The sequence below is a fragment of the Emticicia sp. CRIBPO genome, from assembly GCF_009905725.1.
Taxonomy (GTDB): domain Bacteria; phylum Bacteroidota; class Bacteroidia; order Cytophagales; family Spirosomataceae; genus Leadbetterella.
The window spans coordinates 394,023-417,019 of sequence record NZ_JAAAKV010000002.1 but is presented as its reverse complement, the minus strand read 5'-3'; the positions used below and the strand labels follow the sequence as shown (position 1 = coordinate 417,019).

The 22,997-nt window shown below is 44.4% G+C and carries 22 protein-coding genes; 8 read left to right on the top strand and 14 right to left on the bottom strand.

The window, feature by feature from the left end; genetic code table 11:
• Positions 1-8 precede the first annotated feature (8 nt).
• From GVN16_RS05755 to GVN16_RS05715, 9 genes are all read right to left on the bottom strand, one after another.
• Positions 9-953 carry a fasciclin domain-containing protein gene (locus GVN16_RS05755; protein WP_166562894.1) on the bottom strand — a complete coding sequence of 315 codons (945 nt, stop codon included), beginning with the start codon at positions 951-953 and terminating at the stop codon, positions 9-11.
• A gap of 278 nt (positions 954-1,231) precedes the next feature.
• Complete coding sequence (locus GVN16_RS05750; RefSeq protein WP_166562893.1) at positions 1,232-2,431, bottom strand: Gfo/Idh/MocA family protein; 1,200 nt, start codon at positions 2,429-2,431, stop codon at positions 1,232-1,234.
• Between the two features lie 5 nt (positions 2,432-2,436).
• Positions 2,437-3,408, bottom strand: coding sequence for a phosphotriesterase (locus tag GVN16_RS05745; RefSeq protein WP_166562892.1), 972 nt, complete (start codon positions 3,406-3,408; stop codon positions 2,437-2,439).
• 1 nt (position 3,409) lies between these two features.
• On the bottom strand, positions 3,410-4,768 hold the full coding sequence (locus GVN16_RS05740; protein ID WP_166562891.1) for an FAD-dependent oxidoreductase: 1,359 nt from the start codon (positions 4,766-4,768) through the stop codon (positions 3,410-3,412).
• A gap of 427 nt (positions 4,769-5,195) precedes the next feature.
• Positions 5,196-5,975, bottom strand: a complete 780-nt coding sequence (locus GVN16_RS05735; protein ID WP_166562890.1) for an SUMF1/EgtB/PvdO family nonheme iron enzyme — start codon at positions 5,973-5,975, stop codon at positions 5,196-5,198.
• A 1-nt stretch (position 5,976) separates the two neighbouring features.
• Complete coding sequence (locus GVN16_RS05730; protein WP_166562889.1) at positions 5,977-7,476, bottom strand: sulfatase; 1,500 nt, start codon at positions 7,474-7,476, stop codon at positions 5,977-5,979.
• Between the two features lie 121 nt (positions 7,477-7,597).
• Positions 7,598-9,211 carry a sulfatase gene (locus tag GVN16_RS05725; protein ID WP_166562888.1) on the bottom strand — a complete coding sequence of 538 codons (1,614 nt, stop codon included), beginning with the start codon at positions 9,209-9,211 and terminating at the stop codon, positions 7,598-7,600.
• 160 nt (positions 9,212-9,371) lie between these two features.
• Complete coding sequence (locus GVN16_RS05720) at positions 9,372-10,574, bottom strand: hypothetical protein (RefSeq protein WP_166562887.1); 1,203 nt, start codon at positions 10,572-10,574, stop codon at positions 9,372-9,374.
• Positions 10,575-10,577: 3 nt separating this feature from the next.
• A complete protein-coding gene (locus GVN16_RS05715) occupies positions 10,578-11,147 on the bottom strand; it encodes an RNA polymerase sigma factor (RefSeq protein WP_166562886.1) in 570 nt (189 codons plus the stop codon).
• A gap of 168 nt (positions 11,148-11,315) precedes the next feature.
• Between GVN16_RS05715 and GVN16_RS05710 the strand changes: the two genes are divergently transcribed.
• The 5 genes from GVN16_RS05710 to GVN16_RS05690 all read left to right on the top strand — a co-directional run bounded on the left by GVN16_RS05710 (position 11,316) and on the right by GVN16_RS05690 (position 14,766).
• Entirely contained in the window at positions 11,316-11,735 is a 420-nt protein-coding gene (locus GVN16_RS05710; RefSeq protein WP_166562885.1) for a Rieske 2Fe-2S domain-containing protein, read from the top strand.
• 10 nt (positions 11,736-11,745) lie between these two features.
• Positions 11,746-12,654 (top strand): DUF5777 family beta-barrel protein, encoded by a 909-nt coding sequence (locus tag GVN16_RS05705; RefSeq protein ID WP_166562884.1) that lies wholly within the window; start codon positions 11,746-11,748, stop codon positions 12,652-12,654.
• Positions 12,644-13,189: a YceI family protein gene (locus GVN16_RS05700; protein WP_166562883.1), complete on the top strand. Its 546-nt coding sequence runs from the start codon at positions 12,644-12,646 to the stop codon at positions 13,187-13,189. Before GVN16_RS05705 ends, GVN16_RS05700 begins: the two co-directional genes overlap by 11 nt.
• Positions 13,176-13,919, top strand: a complete 744-nt coding sequence (locus tag GVN16_RS05695) for a hypothetical protein (protein WP_166562882.1) — start codon at positions 13,176-13,178, stop codon at positions 13,917-13,919. The genes GVN16_RS05700 and GVN16_RS05695 overlap by 14 nt, the downstream gene beginning before the upstream one ends.
• 202 nt (positions 13,920-14,121) lie before the next feature.
• Entirely contained in the window at positions 14,122-14,766 is a 645-nt protein-coding gene (locus tag GVN16_RS05690; protein WP_166562881.1) for a carbohydrate-binding protein, read from the top strand.
• A gap of 6 nt (positions 14,767-14,772) precedes the next feature.
• Here the strand turns inward: GVN16_RS05690 and GVN16_RS05685 are convergent, their stop codons facing one another.
• Positions 14,773-15,783 carry a DUF6624 domain-containing protein gene (locus GVN16_RS05685; RefSeq protein WP_166562880.1) on the bottom strand — a complete coding sequence of 337 codons (1,011 nt, stop codon included), beginning with the start codon at positions 15,781-15,783 and terminating at the stop codon, positions 14,773-14,775.
• An 85-nt stretch (positions 15,784-15,868) separates the two neighbouring features.
• On the bottom strand, positions 15,869-16,210 hold the full coding sequence (locus GVN16_RS05680; RefSeq protein WP_166562879.1) for a DUF983 domain-containing protein: 342 nt from the start codon (positions 16,208-16,210) through the stop codon (positions 15,869-15,871).
• Positions 16,211-16,297: 87 nt separating this feature from the next.
• On the opposite strand from GVN16_RS05680, the gene GVN16_RS05675 reads away from it, so the two are divergent.
• Positions 16,298-17,176 (top strand): AraC family transcriptional regulator, encoded by an 879-nt coding sequence (locus GVN16_RS05675; protein ID WP_166562878.1) that lies wholly within the window; start codon positions 16,298-16,300, stop codon positions 17,174-17,176.
• Here the strand turns inward: GVN16_RS05675 and GVN16_RS05670 are convergent, their stop codons facing one another.
• The gene (locus tag GVN16_RS05670) at positions 17,177-17,755 is read right to left on the bottom strand and encodes a DUF4202 domain-containing protein (RefSeq protein WP_166562877.1); all 579 of its coding nucleotides are present in this window, start codon (positions 17,753-17,755) and stop codon (positions 17,177-17,179) included. It lies immediately after the preceding gene.
• Positions 17,756-17,899: 144 nt separating this feature from the next.
• On the opposite strand from GVN16_RS05670, the gene GVN16_RS05665 reads away from it, so the two are divergent.
• Both GVN16_RS05665 and GVN16_RS05660 read left to right on the top strand, forming a co-directional pair.
• Positions 17,900-18,364, top strand: a complete 465-nt coding sequence (locus tag GVN16_RS05665; RefSeq protein WP_166562876.1) for a DUF6932 family protein — start codon at positions 17,900-17,902, stop codon at positions 18,362-18,364.
• A complete protein-coding gene (locus GVN16_RS05660; protein ID WP_166562875.1) occupies positions 18,357-19,319 on the top strand; it encodes a hypothetical protein in 963 nt (320 codons plus the stop codon). The genes GVN16_RS05665 and GVN16_RS05660 overlap by 8 nt, the downstream gene beginning before the upstream one ends.
• A 69-nt stretch (positions 19,320-19,388) precedes the next feature.
• Here GVN16_RS05660 and GVN16_RS05655 read toward each other — a convergent pair whose 3' ends face one another.
• Entirely contained in the window at positions 19,389-20,099 is a 711-nt protein-coding gene (locus GVN16_RS05655; protein ID WP_166562874.1) for a DUF4292 domain-containing protein, read from the bottom strand.
• A gap of 33 nt (positions 20,100-20,132) precedes the next feature.
• Positions 20,133-22,688: a TonB-dependent receptor domain-containing protein gene (locus GVN16_RS05650; RefSeq protein WP_166562873.1), complete on the bottom strand. Its 2,556-nt coding sequence runs from the start codon at positions 22,686-22,688 to the stop codon at positions 20,133-20,135.
• Between the last annotated feature and the right edge of the window lie 309 nt (positions 22,689-22,997).

The following is a 22,997-nucleotide window of genomic DNA, read 5'->3' as shown; positions in this document are numbered from 1 at the left end:
GGTTCCTTTTAAGGAATCAAAACTTTGTCGATCTTATGGATAACGCCGTTGGTACCCAGAATATTGGTTGTAGTGACATTAGATGCACCACTGGTTTTGCCTACAATTTTAGTTCCTCCTGACAAATCGAAGGTGACTTTAGCCGCAGGATTGGCTGTTGCTACTTCTCCTGTTACATTGGGCAGGTCGGTCGTAAACACCCTTCCCGGCAGCACATGATAGAGCAGGATATTGGTCAGCATGGCCTTGTTGCCGGGAGCTAACAGCGAATCTTTAGGTGTGGTAGTATACAGGGCTGTAAATGCGGCATTGGAAGGAGCAAATACGGTCATGCCATTCTGAGCAGCGGCTGCCAGGGCATTGGCCACCGAAGTGTCGGCTTTGGCTGCCAGGGCCACCAGCTCCGAATAGTCGCTGTCACCACCGATCAGCTGTACCAGCGAACTGGTCGGAGGAGTGATCACATTGTCAATGGTATGAATAACCCCGTTAGAAGCATCCAGGTCTGAAGAAATCACTTTGATAGTTCCGTTGATATAAAGACCTGTAGAGTTTTTCGAGAAATAGATGTGATTGCCGCCTGCAGTCTCTTTGGCCCCGCTCTGGATATCCGACGATTTTATTTCACCGTTCACCACATGAGAATTCAGGATCGGTTTCAGCTGGGCAGAGCTTAGAGAGTCCAGGTTGTTAAGCCCGGCTTTGGTAAAGGCATCGTTGTTCGGAGCAAACACCGTAAAAGGTCCGTTGCTGTCCAGCGTATCCGCCAGCTCAGCCTTGGCGAGGGCTGTGACCAGTTTTGACAGCTGGGGTGTTTCAGTGACTACTTCTTTGATGGTGCCGGTTTCCGGATCCGGAGGAGTACTGTTGTCGTCACAGGAGGTCATGGCTACGGCGTAAGAAGCCACCATAAAATAGGTCAGAAGACGTGCTGGTTTAAAGAAGGTATTCATGTTTGCGTGTTTAAAATGTGAAAATATTCGTTTCAATTAAAACTTTGAATCTTCTTCATTCTGTATAAAACCTGGGGCCTTTCAGGACGAACGGGCAGATAAGCGGAGTGAACAGGGGAGATTGGCGGAGTGAAAAGTCGGGCAGAAATATGTAGTAAAACAATAATAAAATATAGGTTTTGCGAAATATAGTGGCGAGCGGTAAAAAATAAAAGCTTTGGATGGTATCCACTGAAGGACTCATCCAAAGCTCTGTTATCTTGCTCCGGGTACCTTGTTTATTTCCAGGTTTCCAGTTCTATGATCTTGCCTGTATCTTTTTCCTTAAGGATCACTTTCTTATCGCCGTTGGGCAATATTTCATCTTTGATAAACCAGTGTCCCGCGTCATATTCCTGATAAACAGAAGGCTTGGTCAGGCCGGTTTGCCCTCTCCATTCAGGCAGCTGCACCGGTTCCCAGAGTTTGGTCTTTGCAGATTTATAAGCCGCATCGATGATCGCATTGACCACATAACCGTCATAAAAAGTTTCCTTTGGCTGGATACCTTTTTCGTAGGCATCAAACATGTCGATAAACATGTGGGTGTAGCCGAGCTCGTGGGTTTCATCACCCACCGGAAACTGCCATCCACTGCTGGACTCTGCTTTTTCGGCTACATAGCCTCCGTCGCCTGCACCGCTGGTAAACATCTCGAAGCCTGTTCTGAGGAAAGAGTTGATCCATATCGTACCTTCTGATCCCATGACTTCGTCTCTCAGATCCATGCCGCCTCTGAAAGTCCATGAAACTTCAAACTGGCCGATGGCCCCGTTTTCATATTTAACCAGTCCTATGGCATGATCTTCTGCATCGATCGGTTTTACCTGGGTGTCTGCCCAGCACATTACCTCGACAGGTTTGACATCCTTGCCTATAAAATTCCGCGAGATTTCGATACAGTGACATCCCAAATCCAGGATGGCACCGCCTCCGGCCATGTTGATGTCCCAGAACCAGTCGGAGTGCGGGCCAGGGTGTGTTTCTCGTGACTTGGCCCAGAGTACCCTTCCGATGGCCCCGGCTTTGACACTGGTCAGTGATTTCAGGAATTTGGGTGTGTAACAAAGGTCTTCCAGGTATCCGGCAAAAATACCGGCTTCCTCACAGGCTTTGGTCATGCGAAGAGCTTCTTCGGCAGTTCTGCCAAGTGGCTTGGTACAAAGCACGGCCTTTTTATGTTTGACACACAGGTTGACGGCTTCTTCGTGAATGTGATTGGGAAGGGAAATGACGATCACCTCAGATTCCGGGTGAGCGATGGCTTCTTCCATGTCAGTAAAATAATGGGTAAGTGAAAAGTCTTTTGCAAAGCGGGCTGCAGTCTCTTCTCTTCTAGCATACATGGTGGTCACCACGTCTTTTCCTCTCCGGCCATACAAGGCATCGGCATAAAACCGACCGATAAAACCGCCACCGAGGATACATATTTTTGCCATAATATTTAAGGTTTGTTTAATGTATAGGTTTGTGTAAAACTGAAAATTCTTGAAGGATTATAAACAAAAAGGTACTCGAAATACTGCCCCAGGTCTCTTTTATAAAGTTCTGCCGTAAAATCTGTCAGAAGGTAGTCCAGTCCGGGCTTTCCTCCGTAAGATTTCCAGTACGTATTTTTAGCTGCATCCATGCCTACTACGATCTGATCCGGAAACTGCGGCAGTAATTTTTCAAGACAGGTAAATGTACGATTTTCTTCGCCGGTTTTCCAACGGAAAGCACTGTCATATTCCACACTTACACCGGTTTGCATCAGGTCAAGATGATAAGCCAGGTCTTCGTTTCTGTCTAAGTGTGAAATGACCACATGATTGAGGTCAGCCCCCAGCTTACTGAACATTTCTGCCTGGGCCAGGGCGTGTTTGCCGTAATTGCTGTGGGTCAGTATCGGAGCCCCTGTCTGAAGATGTGCATTGACAACGGCCCTGAATATTTTCTCCTGGTGCGGGGTAATGCGTTCATCGCCGGTAGCGAGTTTGATCAGCCCTGATTTATACGGACCACGTTCAACGCCTTCCCTTGTGTAATCATGCGTGTCAATACCTGTCTCAATATCTTCAATAAACAGCCTCGTGAGCTGGTCTTCAGAATAGTGATACCTCCAGTGATCGTCCGGGTAATACTTTTCAAGATGAATGCCCGTTGGCACCACCATGTTGATGCCCGTTTCGCGGGATATTTCAGCAGACTTCAATATGTTCCTCCCGGCGTTGGCCGGCATGGTGTCGACGACCGTGCTGCACCCCAAAACTTTCAGGCTTCTCAGTTCTTCGGTGATTTTGGCCACATCATTGAGGAGGAATTCCGGATGCTGACGCGTGACGAAACCCTCTTCAATCACGATATGCTCGTGTGAATAGGTAATGCCTATGCCTTCTGAGGAAATATCCCCCAATATCGTTCTGATAAATGACATATTACATAAAATTATGTTTCCATTCTTCCGCCCCTGTTTTTGCCGGGTTACCGGGCATCTCGAGGACAGCGGAGGCTTTATATAATGAGTTTCTGAGTACTTTGATATCTATGACTGAAGCCGCCTCTTCCCTGCTGAGAGACTGAACGGCAGCCAGGCCCGCGGCCTGTCCCATGGCCATGGTCTGTGCCATTGAGCGGCAGGAGGCATGGGCATCATGGGTAGCAGAAAAGCACCTGCCCACCATCCAGACCGTCTGACTCTTTTCGGGGACGATCGTTCCGTAAGGCACACCATAGACCCCGCTGCCCGGAATGTATTCCCAGTGGGTCTCGCTCTCCCCGTTTTTGCCTTCCCGGTGGTCTTCGATCGGGGCACCACACAAGAATATGGAACTGTCCGGGATAGAAGCGGCCATGCATTCAGATTTGGTGAGGCGGTGTTCACCATAAACCCTGCGGGTTTCACGCACACCGATCTGGTTGGACAAGCCAATGATTTTGGCGTCGGCATACCCCGGCACCTCCTTTTGAAAGAACTTTTCAAAGACAAAGGCCTGTTTGCGGCCCTCCGTTTCGGCTTTGGTGAGGTCTTCCACATTCAGGGCATTCAATCCGGCCACTTTGACGGCCACCGTCGAAATACAGCTTTTGACATTCATGGCATGGGCTGAGCCTTCTTTTCTGGGCAGGGGTTCGGCAGTAGCCTGCATGAGTTCTTTTAATATCTTTTTACCCCCTGCTTTTTCGTAAGCTTCCAGGTCGACGTTGGCCATCCTGAAAGTGGTGGTCATGCTCTGGGCAGGTTCTTTTTCTCCGGCGGTTTCATAGGCAAAACCGGCCAGGTGACAAAAGTCCGCATCACCTGAGGCGTCGATGACCCTTGAGGCGGTTACCTGGCTTAATCCTGATTTGTTCCAGAAGATGCATTCATATCTGCCATCTGTCAGAGGATTCACGTCAATTAAGGTAGTATGTAAAAGATAACGGATACCTGACCTGAGGATGAGGCTATCCCATACGTTCTTTAGTCTTTCCGGGTTATAATTGACCCCTGCTCCCGCACCGTAGGTATTGGGTCTGAGGAATATCTCTCCCAGGCCATCCAGTTCGTTGACGACAAGGTCGGGTAAGCCACCGACAATTTTCCTGGGGGAGTCGCCGGGAGTGAAGAAGCCATAAAAGGTGTCGAGCATCTGTGTGGACGAACCTCCCGGAAATCCATAGCGTTCGACCAGCATGACTAAATAACCGGAGGATTCAGCAGCAGAAAGGGCGGCCATACAGCCGGAAGACCCGGCCCCAATGACGAGGATGTCAACGGATGGCAGGGTGGCTATATTTCTGTAGGTATTTTGCATATCCGGAGTTGTTCAGCAGAATGGCTTTCTGTCACGATCTGCAAATAAAGTATTTGTGTATATTCGAAAATTGAAATTAAAAATAAATTATATGCAAAATTGGATCAGAAGAAGTTGATAATCCACCGATGAGGAGAAGAATTACGATACTATTTTGATATGATGATAGGGTGTGGGGGTTCGTGTGGCGTTGAAATCATGAAGAAGGCTGACGAAGAATTGAATTTTGAAGCCTGATCATAAAAAAAGCCCCGTTGGGGCAAAATATCGGTGGAGTCAAAGAGGTATCAACAAAGGCAAGCCCTGTAGGGGCGACATATTCTGTATCTCTATATTTTTTAGTTACGATGGGAATCCGTGTCTTTGTACCCTCGTGGCAATCCCTTGAAGGTTTTTTATAAGGATAAAAAGAGAATGTTAAGCGTTATCACTCATCCCTCGCCGCCCGGAAGCCGACATGAACCAGGCTGGTTTCCGGTGAAGAGGAAGCAATGCCACCGACTTTAAATCCATGACAAACGGACGGGTCGCAGAGGTAGGAGCCGCCCCGTTGCACTTTTTCTCCTTGCCTTTCGTCGGAGTCGTCCTGACACCATTGCCAGACATTGCCGCCCAGGTCAGATATGCCAAGTTCGTTTTTGCCGAAATGGCCTACCGGAGAGGTGGTCAGGTAGCCGTCATCTACTGTATTTTTGCCGGGGAAACTACCCTGCCAGAAGTTGGCTTTATAAACGCCGTTTTCTTTAAAATCCTGTCCCCAGGTATAGGTTTTGTCATAATCAGGGTGCCCGTTTTTTTCTGCCAGAATAAATTCCTCACTCGTAGGCAGGCGTTTACCGGCCCATTTGCAATAGGCTACGGCATCGTTCCATGACACCATAGTGACCGGATGGTCAGGTTTGGCTGCTCCGGAGTCTTGTCCGAAAGGATATTGCCAGGTAACTCCTTTCTGAAGTTTCCATACGCCGAGGTTAAAATCAAACACACCCCCGTCGCCAAATTTCTCTGCCTCAGTCTGGTATCCTGTGGCTTTGACAAATTTGTCAAACTGAGCCACCGTGACCGGCGAAACATCCAGCCAGTAGCTTTTAATGTCGTCATGCCCGTTTATCAGCACCATGCCGTCTTTCTCTACGGGTTTGTTTTGACAGGCCGCCAGCAGAAAAACAGAGAAAATGACAGATAAAAATCCGGATAAATGCTTCATGTTAATAGTTACCCCAGAACACATGATCGTTTCGTTTCTGATTGATTTTCTTTAATGGAATCTGTAATCCGCCTGTTTTTTCGAGCCAGTCCATGAGTTCGCCTCTGAGGCCTTTGGCAATTTCCTGGTGCTCCTTACTTCTGATCAGGTTATTGACCTCGTCAGGATCGCTGTCAAGATCATACAGTTCGTTGGCATCCCATATCCCGTGGTTAAAAATGTATTTGTATCTATCGGTTCTGACCGCAAACATGGTCGGGGTTTGCGGGAAATCAAACTCCCAGAAATATTCATAGAACATCCGGTTGGTCCATGGAATCTTCTGGCCTTTGATCAGCGGCAGGAAAGATTTCCCCTGCATCTGAGCAGGTTTGGCCACCCCGGCGTATTCCAATAAAGTAGGAGCGATATCAATGTTCTGGATCACTTCTTCAATCACTAAGCCTTTCGGAGCAATACCGGGAGCATGCACCAGCATAGGTACCCGCATGGATTCTTCGTAAGCATGTCTTTTGTCGATCAATCCGCGTTCTCCCATTGAGAAACCGTTATCTCCCATGTAAATCACGATGGTATTTTCTTCCAGGTTGTTCTTTTTGAGCCAGTCCATTACGTTACCGATGCTGTCGTCGACACCTGCGAGTGTTTCAAGATAATTCCTGTAAAAAGAGTTGAAATCAGTATAGCCATGATATAGGAAGTCAACGCCATGCCATGAATAACGCTGATTTTTGACCCATTGAGGCATGTCTTTCATGTTGTATTTGTAGTCAGCAGGCAGTTCCGGTATTTTACCCCAGATTTTACTGGTGTCGGATTTGGTCAGGTACATAGATCTCGGGTAAGGAATTTCCTTGTCTTTGTACATGCCTTTGTGACGTTTCGCAGGCTGGAATTCGGCATGAACGCCTTTATGCGAAAGGTACAGACAGAAAGGTTTCGATTTGTCGAGACTTCCCATCCAGTCTAAAGCATAGTTGGTCAGCAGGTCAGAAATATAACTGCTGTCCTTATGAGCTACCTGCTTGCCGTTGATGTTGAACGTAGGGTTGGTGTAAATGCCCTGTCCCTTGAAACTCAGCCAGTAGTCAAAACCCGGCTGCGGAGCATCATCGGTGTCACCCATGTGCCATTTACCCATAAAAGCTGTTTTGTAGCCGGCTTTCTGCAGGTATTCAGGAAAAAACTTCAGCCCTTTTGGCAGCGGGGCAAAGTTGTCGACGATGGTATGGGTGTGCGGGTACTGTCCTGTCAGGATGGAAGCCCGGCTGGGTGAACAAAGGGCAGTTGAGACAAACGCGTTTTTGACATGTACCCCCTGTCTGGCCATTTTATCCATGTTGGGGGTTTTCAGCCACGGCACTTTGTTCATGAAGCCCATGGCGTCATATCGGTGGTCATCGGCCAGGATAAAAATAATATTTTTAGGCTTTTTAGGAGCGGTTTGTGCCAGGGCGTTGATGGAGAGAAATGCCAGAAAGAAGCATAGTTTTTTTAGCATGAGTCTGATAATTTAAGGTTGAGAACCGGATGAACACCTCCGGTTCCTGTTTTTAATTCCGATCTGAATTATGCTAACAAAATTATAAATCTCTGCCGGAAATTTCCGGTCGTTCCAAAAATTAATTTACTTTCAGTTTTACCGTTTCACTTGGAGCATAACCGATCCTGTGGGCTACCACATACAATGAGTCTCCTTTGGTGAGGGTAACCGGCTGGCTGTAAACACTCCAGGACTTGTCATTTTCATGCTTTTTGTACCCGATAGAAGCCCCTTTGGTGGTACTGACAAGTTCGGTTTTGCCGGATTTTGTAATGATCTGCGGTTTTTGAGTGGCCGCGGCCTCTTTCTGCCCGTTCCACCACCGGCTAAGCATTTCTCTTTCAGGAATGGCCCCTTTGTCACCATATTGCTTTACCCATTCCTCGTGTTTCGCTCTTAATTCTTTGAGTTTAGCCTGGTATTGAGGGTTCCCGGCCAGATTTTTCAATTCATACGGATCATTTTCGGTGTCAAAAAGCTCTTCCGAAGGTTTTGAAGTTCTGAACCACAGCATCTGGGTTTCATTCAGTTGCCCGGCGTCTTTCAGTCTCAGGATTTCTTTCATGCCTTTTTGCCCGAGTCTGAATTCTATGTCCTGGTAATATGGCTTTTCAGGCATATAGTTTTTGAGGTATTTGAAACGCCCGTCGCTCACCGCCCTGACCCTGTCCAGCTCAGTATCCATCCTGTCCCTGGCCGCATAGATGTATTTTCTCGGGGTTTTGGCCCTCTGATCGCCGAGGAAGGCCTGACCCTGCAGATGAGCAGGTACAGGGATATGGCTTAACGACAAAACGGTAGGGGCGAGGTCCACAAAGCTGATCAGTTGCTTGTCGACGGTCCCGCCTTTGACAGCATGCGGATAACGGACAATCATCGGGACTTTCAGTCCGCGGTCATAAAGTTCTCTTTTTGACATCGGCAGGCCGTCACCGTGATCGCTGTAAAAGAAAATGATGGTGTTGTCATAAAGACCGTCGTCTTTGAGTTTCTGAATGATTTCTCCGACCGGTCTGTCCATGGTCTGCACATTGGTCAGGAACCTGGCGATATCTTTCCGGATGATGTCATTGTCCGGCAGGTAAGGAGGAACGACGACCTCTTTCGGATCGACTTCCAGCGGCACATTGTCCCGCATGAATACCTGCGACTCGTGTGTGACCATGAGGTTAATCACAGAGAAAAACGGCTGGTTTTTGTCTTTTCTCCCACGCCAGTCGGCTTTGCTGCTGTTTTCGTCCCAGGCGGTAACGGGAGCAATGAACTGGTAATCCTGTTTTTCATTGTTGGTACAATAATAACCCGCTTTCCTCAGATATTCCGGGAAGCATTTTACCTGCTCAGGAACCACAGCCGAGTAAGATTGTACCGGGGAATATTTCTGTGTGGCCGGAGTCTGCAGGGTCCTCATGTGCTGTGCCCCGATAGAGGTCTGGTACATGCCGGTAATGAGGGCGGCACGGCTGGGCGAGCAAACACCGGCGGTCGAATACACATTGCAATACCTGACGCCTTCTTTGGCCAGTTGATCGAGGTTGGGTGTTTTGGCGATTTTCTCACCGTAGCTGCCCAGGTGCGGCGACATGTCCTCGCAGGTAATCCAGAGAATGTTGGGTTGCTTCGGAAGGGTATCGCTTTTGGTGATGAAGGCAGAGGAGGCAATAGAAATGGCCAATACGAGTATAATTTTCATAAGGTTGATATTTATTTCATCTGAATTGTCATTCAATTTCTGTATTTTTTGTAAAAATACAGAGCAAAAGCCCTGGATTGTTTTTTCACAGATGAGCTTTACATCGTGGGTCAGGCCTTAATCAAGATAGGAAATGGCCAAAGATATAAGTCTTTTCTGGTCATTTCCTCAAATCGATCAGAACAGAACCGTTAATCCTGAATGAGCTGCCTGAAGGCAGGTAGTCAACTTCTCTGAAGCTATACCAGTATCCTGGTGAAAGTTGGAAAGCGAACTTTCCCGGCTTGTATTGTAAGCCGGCTGAAAAATTCAGATTGTGCCAATAGTTTCTTCCGACAGGATTATTAAACCGGGTATAAGTTTCCTCATCTTCCTGGTAGGTCTCGAACCTGACACTCTGGAAAGTCCTTAAATCAATATGGCTTCCAAATGAAAATTTTAGGTCAAGTTTTCGCGTTAAAGGCAGGTAGTAATTCAGATTTATTGGTAATTCTACAATAGTAGTTTTTAGTTGTATTTCAGCCAGCCGGTCATATTTTTCAGGCAAATGAGGCTTATAAATCTGCTCGAAGTTCTTTCCGGTACTGGCATTAAAATGTCTGGCAGAGCCATATTCATTTTCCGGATAATTGTTAATGAGAATTCCGGAAGACACACTCAGGTCTTTTCTGAAAAATAATTCAAATACGGCACCCAGGTTGTTACTTCGGTCGAAACCTGCACCACCGGCTATGCCTACCCGGGAGTTAAGCTTTGGCCATGGAAACTTCTTTTCAGGAGGTGTTTCAGATAATGTTTTTTTCGGGATGATCAGATGAGTGCTGTCCTTTAAGCTCTCTTCTTTCAAAGCTACAACTGCATTTTCCTGATCACCGGCTTTTTTGTCTCTGTTTTTCGTTTCATCAGTAGATTCTTCCCGGGTGGTGGTTTCACCGGTTGTTATTTTTGGTGTAGAACTGAAATATTCCTGCACTTCATTTTTGCCTGTTTCCGAATGAGCTTCAGTTGCCAGGTCAGGAACAGATGACTGTTTATTTATTACGAAGACGGTTTTTTCAATGTAGATGGTGTCTTTATGAATTATGGTCTGTTCTGTTGACTGTGGCTCTATCGTACGGAATTCAGAGATTTTATCATTCAATAGTTTAAATTGTTGCTCAATATCGTTATACTTTTTTATGCCCCAAAGTAGTGCCAGCGTAGTAATGAAGGAATATAAAGGAAACCCAAACCTTCTCCCGAAATCGAAATACCATGGAAGAGGCCTTTGTTTTTGTATTTTTTGCCACAGTCCGGAACTTACCTGCCTTCTGGCTGATTCAAGTTCCTCTTTTATTTTTTTATCAAATAGATCGTTGGACATAGATTATATTTTTGATTGTTTTGATATATATTCAGTGATCCAGTTCTGTAAGTTTGCCCGTGCTTTTGCCAGATTTGCCCTGACAGCACTCTCGGTGGTACCCAGTAACTGAGAGATTTCCTGATGGGAATATCCCTCTACTACAGAGAGCGAAAAGACCATTCTGTAAACGGGAGAAAGTCTTTGTACAAAATCCATGATCTCTTCCGTGGATAACAATTTAAGATGCTCTTCGCTGTTTTCGATGTCTCTTGCATTTTCAAGATGGGTAAATTCTATCCTGGAATGGTTTTTACGGAAGTAATCTATGGCTGAATGCACCATTATTGTCCTGAACCATGCTTCAAAAGGTTGAGAAAGGTCGTATTTCTGGATATTCGTAAAGATTTTCAAAAATCCGTCACATAGCATCTCCTCTGCTTCGCTGTCGCTTGAAGCATATCTCATGCAAATATTCTTGCCAAAGTTGGCATAGCGGTCAAAAAGCTCTCTCTCTGCCAGAGGCTTTTTTCGTACACAACCTTCAATGATTCCTGACAGGTCAGAATCCTTGTTTCGTCTTTTAAAAATCAATTCTTAATTACTGGATACAGTGGGTTTCTTAAAACACTTACGCAACCAGTGCCGGGTTTGCTTCCTTTATTTAGTTTGAATATGAATTAAATAAAAAAAATGTCCGGCTGGAAGCAAAGGGGAATCCGGGGCGTATGTAAATGTAAATATTTAAAATACTTTAATGATATGAATTTAGAAGAAAAGATTAACCGCAATGATTTTTTGAAGCAATTAGGATTCACCGGGGCTTCTTTACTGGCTTTGTATACCCTTGACAGCTGCCAGAATGAAAGTAATATTACACCATCCGGAACCTTCTCCCTCGATCTTTCAGCTGCTTCAAACGCCAATCTGGCCAAAGATGGCGGCTATGTAATCAACAACAATGTGGTAATTGCAAGGGTGGGTGTAAATTATATTGCAGCTACGCTGATATGCAGTCATGAAGGGAGGGAACAGATTACTTTTAAAAACGGAGAATGGTATTGTACAGCTCACGGAGCAAGATTTGATACTACAGGCAAAGGACTAAATTCTGAAGGGAAAAAAGGCTTGTTCGTTTATAATACGTCGTTATCTGGAAATACTCTTACCATAACAGCTTAATTGTTTTGATATGAAAAATGTTATCGGTACCATTGTATTGGTACTCATTCATCTGCTTGCTTCAGGACAGGACTTACTGGACGAGCTGGATAAAGTAGCCAAACCAAAAAAAGCTTTCGCTGCCGCTACGTTTAAATCCACCCGTATTATTAACGGGCATTCTGTGGAGACCATAGCCAGAAATCACCTTGATTTCAGAATTGCTCACCGTTTTGGAATGTTGAATGATGGAGCGTATAATTTTTTCGGCTTAGATCAGGCCACAATGCGGATGAGTTTCGAATATGGAGTGACAGATAAACTTATGTTGGGGTTTGGTAGGAGTACAAGTCAGAAAGCTTTTGATTATTTCGCAAAATATAAGATAGTCAGACAATCTTCCGCAAATGGAGGTATTCCTGTAAGCATTACTGCATTTGGAGCTATTGATGCCATCTCACTTAATACGAGTCCCCAGTTTAAGTTTTACAACAACATGGAGAGGCTTACTTACGTGGGGCAGTTGCTCATCGCCAGAAAATTCGGAGAGAGACTTTCAATGCAACTGAGTCCTACCTTCATTCACAGAAACAAAGTAGAAACTTCGGCCGACCCCAATGATATTTTTGCTTTAGGGCTTGGGGGAAGGATAAAAATAAGCAAAAGGACCTCCTTCAATGCTGAGTATTTTTACAGGCTTCCGTTTAGTCTCGAAAAAGGATTGCAACCCAATCCCGCTTATCATAATTCACTATCACTTGGTTTTGATATTGAAACAGGGGGGCATGTGTTTCAGTTGCATTTTACCAATTCTCCGGGAATGATTGAACGGCAGTTTATTACCCAGACTGAAGGTCAGTGGGGAAAAGGAGATGTTCATTATGGGTTCAATATTTCACGGACATTTAGTTTTGATAAAAAGAAAAAATATGAAAAATAAACTTTGGTTTTTGATTTTCTGCCTTTGTTCAGGAGCAGCCTTTTCTCAACAGAATCAATGGATTTGTAAAAAAGGAGAAACGGGTTTTTTCTCTGAGACTGTCATTGAAAATATCTCTGCACAGAATAAGAATGTGGTTTCTATTATTGACATCGCAAAAAGAGAGATCGCCGTGAGAATGAATCTGACAGATTTTAAATTTCAGAATCATCTGATGGAAGAACATTTTAATGAAAACTATGTTGAGTCAGAAAAATATCCCGTAAGTATTTTCAAAGGTAAAATACAGGAAGAAATTGACTGGGGCAGGAACGGGACATATGATATTTCTGCCAGAGGGGCTCTCAGTTTACATGGCGTAACGAAGGACATGCTTCTGAAAGGTAAAGTGTCGATCAGCAACGGGCAGATCGTCCTTCTTAGTAACATGGATATTGTGCTTAAAGAATTCAATATTGAAGTGCCTTCACTGCTTATAACCAAAGTTTCTGAAGTGATAACTGTAAAAAATAAGATGATTTATGTACAAAAATAAATCTTTACTGAAACAGATTGCAGGGTTTGTTTTGTCTACTGTGATCATGTATTCGTGTTTATACGAGAAAAATGATGAGCCGAATCCGGCTGGCCCATCTCCTGATATTGCGGAGGTAGCTCTTAAATGCACTGATGATTCATTGGGGGTAGTTAATTTACCAGCTGGAAGCATTTGCTTTGACACACAGATATTGCCTTTTTTTCAGACCAATTGTGCTATGAGCAGTTGTCATGATACCAAGTCCAGAGAAGAGGGGTACGATCTGAGTACCTATGAAAGCATTATCAGAAAAGGCATCAGTTTATCCAATCCGGCGGGTAGTAAGTTGTATAAAGTATTACTTGAGACAGGAAGATACAGAATGCCGCCTGCCCCAATGGCTGCCGTATCAACTTTTCAGGCGGAGATGGTACTGAATTGGATAAAGCAGGGGGCAAAGTATACGGCATGTGGTATATCTGTGAACAGTATCAATCCTACTTTTGCTAAAGTGATTAAACCTATGATAGATGTAAATTGTCTTGGCTGTCATCAGCCGGGGAGTGTTTCCGGAGGGATATTGCTGAATACCTATGCCATGGTTAAAGTACAGGTTGATAACGGTAAACTCTGGGGGGCAGTTAATCATGTTGCCGGTTATAGCCCGATGCCGGAAGCCGGAAAACTCAGCGATTGTGAACTTACAGCCATCAAAAACTGGATAGGAAAAGGGGCACTTAACGATTAAGATTTATAATTGCCAGGTCTGGAGGATAAATAAAGTCTTTCATTCTCAAATCCGAAGGTTTTTTCGTCAAAACCTGAGTGGAACTCCGGGTGAATTATCAAAACCTGTATTTTGTTCGTTGACCAGAAGGTAGTGCGGGTTAATGTTTCAGAAACTCATGTAATTTCGCTTATTTTGTTCTTCAACCTTAACAGCCTGAAAAATGAAATTTTGCCTCTCAATTCTGTTGTCGCTTATTCTTTTTGCATTTATACCTTCCAGGGAAGGGAAGCCATGGATGAATAAAATCCAGGAGATACCGGGCAGGCTGCAATGTGAATTATATGATCTCGGTGGGGAGGGTATCGCCTTTCATGATGCTGACAGCGTCAATAGCGGAAGCGGGAAGCTTAATCCGGCTGATGGTACTTTTCTGAATGAGTTCAGGATGAAAGAGGCTGTGGATATTTCCTATACCAAGGCTAAGGACATAGATATTTCTCCTTACAATAAAGTAAGCCCTGAAATGGACCAGCTCTATGTCGGCTGGACTGAGCCGGGCGAGTGGATCAATTACACGGTAAAAGTGAACCAGACAGGAACATATAACCTTGCATTGATGTACACAGGCAATGGCGACGGGTTGATCGCTCTGGATGTTGATGGTAAAAGAGCGACATCTGACCTTAAAGTAGTCTCCACTAATCATCCTGACGAACCCATCGCCTGGAGGCAATGGCACCATTGGAATAAGGCACAGTCTTTAGCCGCAGTAAAACTCAAAAAAGGAGTGCATGTATTGACCCTTCACACAGTTGCCCATGGACAGATGAATTATGATTACCTGGAGTTTACCCTGACTAAGTAAAGTTACTTATTCCTGCTCTTCTTTCGCCAGCTTCTCCAGCCTAGGCAGGTCTTTTTTGTATTGATTGACGTCCCAGGTCAGGCCAAACCTGAGGAGGTACTTGGACAGGGGTTCCAATCCGGCCTGTTTTCTTCTCTGGTCTGCGTGGTCAGGGTCGATCATCGGGGCCAGGTATTGTTCGTTTTTGTCATCAGTGTAGAGCTGGCTGCCGTATATTTGCTTTTTGCCTTCACCCAGAGCCGTCCGGTCTTCCAGCATGGCCAGTTGTGCGGGTTTGGCATAACCTTTTTTGACGGCTTCCCTCATCCTGGGCAGGTATTTCATCTGGGTGGCATGGTCTGCATGCTGAATGACCAGGAAGATAGTCGTATTGGCCATTTCACCTACCTGCTCCGGACCCAGCCATCCGTATTTGTCCAGAATGCCGGCCAGTTTTTTCATGTTCTTTTCATCGATGCTTACCATGAGCGTACCGAGGGAATCAATTTTGTAAGCTTGTCCGGTGCCCTGATATTTGTCGACGGCTTCAACAAATTCACGCCTGGTAAGCTGGTCATCTTCATAAATCTGAAGCAATTCTTTCTGCACAGGTTTGTTGTAACCAGCTTCTACCACTTCCAGTTTCCGGGTCATTTTTTCCAGGTAGGCCTTCCATTTTTCGGTATTGTGTAGACCGTTGAGGTCTTTGTCGATTTTAAGATGGGTAATGTTATGCCAGCCGTTTTCAAGGGCAAGGTCCAGGTATTTAAAAGCTTCGGCTTTATTGCCGGCTAAAGCTGCCGAACAAGCTGCCCCGTACAGGTCTGATTTGGCGGTGTCGGTAATGGCAAATGCTTCTTTGTAGAACTGAAAGGAGGGAGCGAAATTTTTAGACTGATAGTTGGAAACCGCTAAGGTCGTCAGTGAGTCATATTGCTGCTGTTCTTTTTCACTGAGTATTTTGTTCTTCCTGTTTTCGCAGGAAAGAAAGGTAAAAACGGTCAGAAATACAAGAATAGTGTGGACGTGTTTCATCATTAAATTTGCAGTTGAGTTTGAATATGGCTGCAAATATAGACTTCATTTTCTTCTCCGGCAAAGGTTGATAAAACACGTCCGTTTTTTACGCAAAAATATAAAGCCAGGTCAGCCTGGAGAAGCGGTAATTGAACGGAAACGACAGGACAATTACTCCCATGATGGCCCATAAAATTGTAAAATCAAAAGAAGGAACACCCAGTAGACGGCAAACAAAATAAGTAAGGAAACATTCAATCACCGCCAGGCCATAACTGACATACATAGCTCCCCAGTAAAAACCCGATTCTCTTTCAAAGTTAAAACCGCATTCAGGACATTTGTGATGCATTTTGGTGGTTTGGAAAGTGAGCAGGCTGGAACGTTGAAATACCTTTCCTGATTTACAATGAGGGCATTTGTTGTTGATTATATTTGAAACTACCATAATTTGATCTGTTTAATGATACAAATTTAAAGTCATAGGATAAATAATTCTAAGTACATTTGTGTCAAAAAACAGGACAATCAGGACATGAGTAAAATACCTTTGTTTGATCTTAAGTCTTTTCAGCCGGATCATCATCAGCATTCGGCTGTTTATGTCAACAGTCTGAAGATACACCTGGCCAGCCATAAGTTCATTAACGTGCCGCACAGTCACGAAACTTACATCACTGTTTTGTTTACTCAAGGGCATGGCATACACCAGATCGATTTTAAATCTTATCCTGTTTCACCTGGAGATGTTTTTTTGTTGAGTCCGGGCCAGGTCCATTCCTGGTCGCTTTCACCGGATACAGACGGCTTTATTTTTTTTCATACGGAAGCCTATTACAATTCCTTTTTTCAGGATCAGAAAATTGACCATTTTCCTTTTTTCTTTCTCTCTCATAATTATCCTTTGGTTCAACTGGGGGAGGAATTGCGTGAAACTGAGAACTGGTTTACTCAGCTTTATAAAGAATACCGGCAGGAATATCCCCGGAAAGATTTCAGAATGATCAGCCTGATCAATCTGGTATACATCGGTTTATCGAGAAAGTACAGACATGAGGTGGTCAGGGAAGAAAATGAAAACCAGGTACGGATCAGGAAATTATACCAACTCATTGACGGGCATTACAAGGATAAAAAATTACCGAATGATTATGCAGAAATGCTTAGCATGACCACCCGGCACCTGAGCAGGATCTGCCATGAAGTCACCGGGAGAACCACTTCAGACCTGATTCATGACCGGATATTGCTGGAGGCTAAAAGGCTGTTGATACACGGCCCTGATTCTATTTCGCTGATCGCCTACGAACTGGGTTATGACGATGTTTCTTATTTTATCCGGTTTTTCAGAAAGAAAACGGGAATAAGCCCGAAGCAATTCCGGCTCAACAGGCAAAACACCACACCTGAATGATCAGCCGTTCAGAGCCTTGTTCAGTAGCTCCGTTCCCTTTTCGCTGTAGGTAAGGGTGAAGGCTGCTTTCTGGCCGGGCTCACTCATTTTACCCCAGGTTTTTCTCAGGATATCAATGATTTTTTCTTCAGAATGTTTGCTGATCAGGTCGTCATACTGAAACTCAAGAAATACCAGGCACAGGGCATTTTCAATGGTCTGCACTTCGTGGTCATGTTTGAGTTTCTTCTTCTGAATAATCTCACTGACTCTATCAGTCATTTCCTGGTCATACCCCACAGAAGCCATGATTTCGGAAGCTTTGGCGGCATGAAATTTTGAGAGGTCGCTCCGCCATTTCAGATAGCCTACGCGGCCATCCGGATAGCTGTTCCGGGCAATTTCCCAGCGGCCTATGTGCTGAGCCCTGGAGGCCAGGAGCAGGGCTTCGCTGGCTTCAGGTTCCAGTTTTCTGACCCACTCATGCAGCCTGAAGGCATAAAAATATTCCGAAGGGTATTCGGTTCCCTGGTAGCTGATCTTTTCCGGAGACTGCCGGTTATACTGGTCAAAAAGTTCGAAAGCCTGTTCTGTTTTCATGTCCGTTCAATTTTGCGGCAAGGTAGTAAAAATGGTTGCGGTTTTCAAAGGGTTTGGGGATTAATGAAAAAGAGATTGAGGTCAGTTTTGTTCAGAAAAAAGAGTTTATATTTGTATCATAAGTTACTAACTACCCAATTGCTTATGTATAAAAAAGAATATCCGCCCCTCTTATCCGAAGGATTCAAAGAAATTAAAATCTGGCAACTTGACAGTGTATTTCTTGAACCTTTTGGTGAAAATCAACACAGGAAATACCTCATAGATCGTTTTAAAGCTTTCATAAGCGAGTTCGAAGTCTTAAATTTATCTGCTGAAATCTGGATCGATGGCTCTTTTTGTACCCGGAAACCTGAACCTAAAGATATTGACGTAGTCTTTTTGATTGATCGCAATGAAATTGATAGTTTGGACGAAAGGGGAAAAATTATTTTTGAATCTTTACTCATGCAGAGGGATGAGGTAATCGTAAGATACGGAATAGATGTTTATTTTATTGACAGGAATAACGAGACTGAAAAAGAAAAATGGATAGAGACTTACGGTTTTGATGCCAGCCATCTGAATACAAAAGGTATTTATCAGATTAATATTCTTAAGAATGTATAAAATAGCGAGAATAGAATCCCTGCTAGCTGGTGCCCAGGAAACTTTGACCAATTATGAGGCTTTACTGAAAAGTGACCCTGATAGTTTGTTTAACAGGGGTATGGTTAAAAATACCGTTGAACATATCTCAGAACTTCGTTCTAATCTTGTGTTTGAGAAAAATAAGCGGGAGAAAGAAATTATTGATTTAAGGCTTAAAGGTCATTTGGCAAGATTGGGCACTTTACCTCTGGACTTGCTGGGTCAGTTTACCAAATCTTTATCTGACTGTATCGTTGAGGCATCCAGGAAAATAGCGTACGGTAACAGAGCAACCCCAAAAGTTCTGGATCATATAAAAAATACGATTGATTTGCGTTTTGACAGGTTGATTCCTGGCTCAACGCACATTTTGATTACCGGCCAGACGGCCCCGGATTTGTTTGGTAACAGTATGATCGAAGACGCACTGAAAAATACTTTCAATATTTTAAATGCAGAAAATGGAGATGAATTATTTCTGCAATCTGAAAGATATGGAGGTAAGGGGGTAAAAAAAATAGATCACTTACTTAATTTGAGTATTAAAAACAAACTGGAGTTTGATTTGGAGTGGACATCTCCGGGTAATGCTAATTTTAAGTGGGAAGGTACATCTTCAAAAATAAATCAACTGCACAGTTCCCTGGCCCAGATCAGTATTAATGATCCTGAAGAAATAGAATTCAATGGTATCTTACATATGCTGAGTTTAAAGGGACAGCTTGAGGTCAGGGAGGAGGGTAATAAGTCAATGATGATGCTTTTCCCACTTGCAATGTTAGATAACGTCAGGCAGATTCAGATTGGAGATGCATGCTACGGTGTGGCGGTAAAAACCATATTGAATAATAAAGTGACCGGACAAGAAAAGATTTCTTATGAACTGAAGGATATCCGTCTGAACGATACATATCCCGTTGATATTTTGATTTAGATTGTTGAGAAAAAATCAAAACAAAAAAAGCAGAGAATCACTCCTCTGCTTTTTTGTTATCCCTTAAAATCACTTGGGTCTTTTGAAGACCGCTTCGTCGATGGTAGGGTTGATTTTGATTTTGTTCGTGATGATCGCCAGAGCTCCCATCGGGCTTGACATTTCCAGGGTATGCGGAAACTTCAATCCTTCCACCTCTTTGAAATCAGAGTAACTGACCTCTACGTTCTGGCCATTGGCCGCTACCGTTGATTTTACCACCATGTAAGTGGCTGCGTCAATATACTGATCAATCGTAGTGCCGTCTTTGGTGGTGATTTTCAGGTGGAAAGCATCTTTTTTGTCCACTTTCTCCTTACCGATCAGCTCAACCTTGTTTTCTTTTTGTTTGTAGTTATACAAAGGGCCAAACGGGTCCAGTTGTCCCTGAAGTTGCTTGATCTGATCTGCAGGCATATCTTCAGGATCGCCAGTGCCACCCATCATCGCCGGCCTGATCATCCATGAAGTCGTGCCGTCAAGCACCTGTACCATGGCATTGCCCATGATGGTAGATTCGGAACGAACCGATTTGCCTACAATCAGTTGGGTTTTAATAGGCACTTCATTGCCCTGGATCGACAGGGAAAGGTCAGTGACGATGGTTTTGACCGACTGAATCTTATCAGGAGATCCGAGAGCTGCTACGTGTTTTTCCACGATTTCCTCTGCTGTCTGGGCAAAACTGCCCAGTGAAATAAATAAGGCCGCCGCTGTTGCGAATAATCTGTTGTTTTTCATTTTAAATCAATTTATTAAGTTTAAGTATTGAAATTATCTTGGTGTACCTGTTCCCGAACCCTGAGTACCTTGTCCGCCACCTGTACCGTCGCTTTTCACGTCGTCATTGTTGACACCCTTGGCTTTTTTCTTGGGAGCGTCCATGGTCATCTTACCGATTTTGTAAGTAAACGTCAGACGAACGCCTCTGTTATACAAGTATACGTCATTTACCTGGTTAAATTGCTTGGATTTTAATTCGGTGTGAATATTAAATCTTTTATTCAGGAAGTTTTCACCTGCCAAACCGATACTTCCTTTCTTGTTTTTAAACTCTTTCTTGATACCGATGGTATAAAATCCGAATCCTCCCTGTTGTCCCTGCAACTGCACCTGTGAGCCCTGAAGGAAACCGAAGGCCTGGGCTCCCCAGCCGTTTTTGAAGGTTGCCTGAGAAAACATACCCCCGCTCACGTTAAAGCCTGAGTTGGTGATGTTTTCAGTCACATTGTTTTCACCCAGCACCTGTCCTTCAAGTGTGGTATAGAAGGCGTTGAAGAATAGTCCTACGTTGATTTTCGAAGTTGCGGCCAGGTTGGCAAAAATGTTGGTACCGTAAGCATGCTGACGACCGATGTTTTTGTAAGTCGTAATGATGGCTCCTTCCAGCGTATCTGAAGGAATACGTACCTGCGAAATCGCGTTGTTGGTTACCCTTCCGAAGAACGATGAGTTGACAAACAGCTTCTTGATGTTTCTGCTCAGGGCCAGTTCAAAGTTATTGGTCAGTTCAGGCTTCAGCGAAGGGTCACCCACAGTAATGTTCTGAGGGTTGGCCGAGTTAAAGTTCGGGTTCAGCTGCTGAAGACCCGGACGCTGGATACGTCTGTTGTAGGCCAGTTTAACGGTTGTTCCTTTGATGGTTTTCGAAGCATTGATGCTGGGCACCACCACCGGGTAGTTGCCGATACCGATCGGGCCGCCTTCTGCTGTGCTGGCATCGATGAATGTATGCTCATAACGCAGACCACCTTTGATGGTATATCTTTTCTTGGTAGTATAAGTATAAGAAGTATAGGCTGCTGCGATATTCTGATGGTATGTCAGGGCACCTGAAGGCTGTCCTACTTCTGTGGAATATCCACCGGTGGGGCCTGCCAGTAAGAAACGGTAATCACTGGTTACTTCACGGAAAATACCTTTGGCACCGAATTCGATCAGCTGATTTTTCTTGATAGGTGTCTGATAGTCAGTCTGAAAAGTGAATTCCTGGTTCAGGTTGGTGTTAAGGTTACGCTGACGGTTGATCAACTCGCCGCTGCCGTTCAGCAGGTTGGCATCGAAATTGTTGTCCAGGTCGTTGCGGCTGTAAAGCGTCGAGATGCTCCATTCCTGCTGAGGTTTGAAAGTATGCAGGTAATCCACGTTGATATCTACTGTTCCTGAAAGGTTTTTCGAATCCACTTCCCTGTTTGACGAACTGCTTAAGTTACCGTCATTGAAGATTTTTGTGCCGAAATCCTGCTGGAAGCTGAAGTTACGTACGCCATAACGCACACCGGCGGTCAAACTCTGGTTTTTGGCAAGGTCGTAGTCAAAACCTAAATTATATTGTCCGAAAATGCCCTGGCTGTAACCGTCTCCGGATTGAAGCGTGCGACTCAGGACATTGTTTATCATGCTGCTTTGTTCAAGCGTTGTTTTCGTGATCGTATTGTAGTTGGCACGGCCGAAACCTCCCAGGGTTACGCCACCTTTCCCTTTACGGTAGCCACCGTTCAGTGAAAGACTTGATCCCCTGTTGCCCACACCACCGTCTACGTTCAGGTTAATACCCTGCAGGCTGTTTTTCTTGGTGATGATGTTGATGATACCTCCTGATCCTTCCGCATCGTATTTGGCTGAAGGGCTGGTGATTACTTCCACTGTTTTGATCTGATCGGCAGGAATCTGCTTCAAGGCATCTGAAATGCTGTTGGCAATGATGGTACTCGGTTTATTATTGATCAGGACCTTGATGTTCTGACTGCCTCTCAAAGACACGTTTCCGTCCAGGTCAACAGTAAGCAAAGGTACTTTACGCAATACGTCGGTAGCGTCACCACCTTTGGCAGCGATATCCTTGTCTGCGTTGTAAACCAGACGGTCTACTTTTTCTTCGATCAACGCCGCCTGTCCTGTTACGACGATCTCGTTCAGCATTTTGGCATTGTTGCTGATTTTGACGACGCCCAGGTCAAGTTCCTGTGATTTGGATAAAGTCACCTCAATGGTTTTGGCATTGTAGCCGATAAATGTAACCTGCACTTTGAATGAGCCGGCTATTACTTTGTTAAGGGTAAATTTACCGTTTTCGTCAGCCATCGTTCCGTCAAGGACCTTGTTGGTAGCTTTGTCAAGTAAGGCGATGCTGGCAAATTCAACAGCTTTATTGGTAGTTGAATCAGTAACAGAGCCTGAGATCTTCGAATTTCCTTTGGGGGTAGTGTCACCGGCTGTGCCCGGCAACGCTTTTTGAGCGGGTGTGCCACCTCCTACGGGAAACTGAGCCATCGCAGGAGTAATGAAAGAAGCGGACAAAATAAACGTAAAAAGTAAAAGCTTTTTCATGAGAAAATTTGCTGAAAATTAATAGATGTTTTTTAGATACACTTTAATGAGAACTGGTGGGCCACTTAAAACGCTGACTGACAGCACAGATCTAATTATAGTTTGATTATGATTCAAAATTATATGCTGTTCCGGTTCAGAACTACGATTTTATGATGAGAGAACTTTTTTGTAGTTAAAAGGGAAAAAGCGGAGGTTTTTAACATTCCGGCTGACTTTTGGAAAGACAAAAGCCGGATAGTTTTGTTTTGACTTCAACAGGCATGAGGCAGTTTTTTGTTTAAATTGATTTGAAGAATCAAATATAGA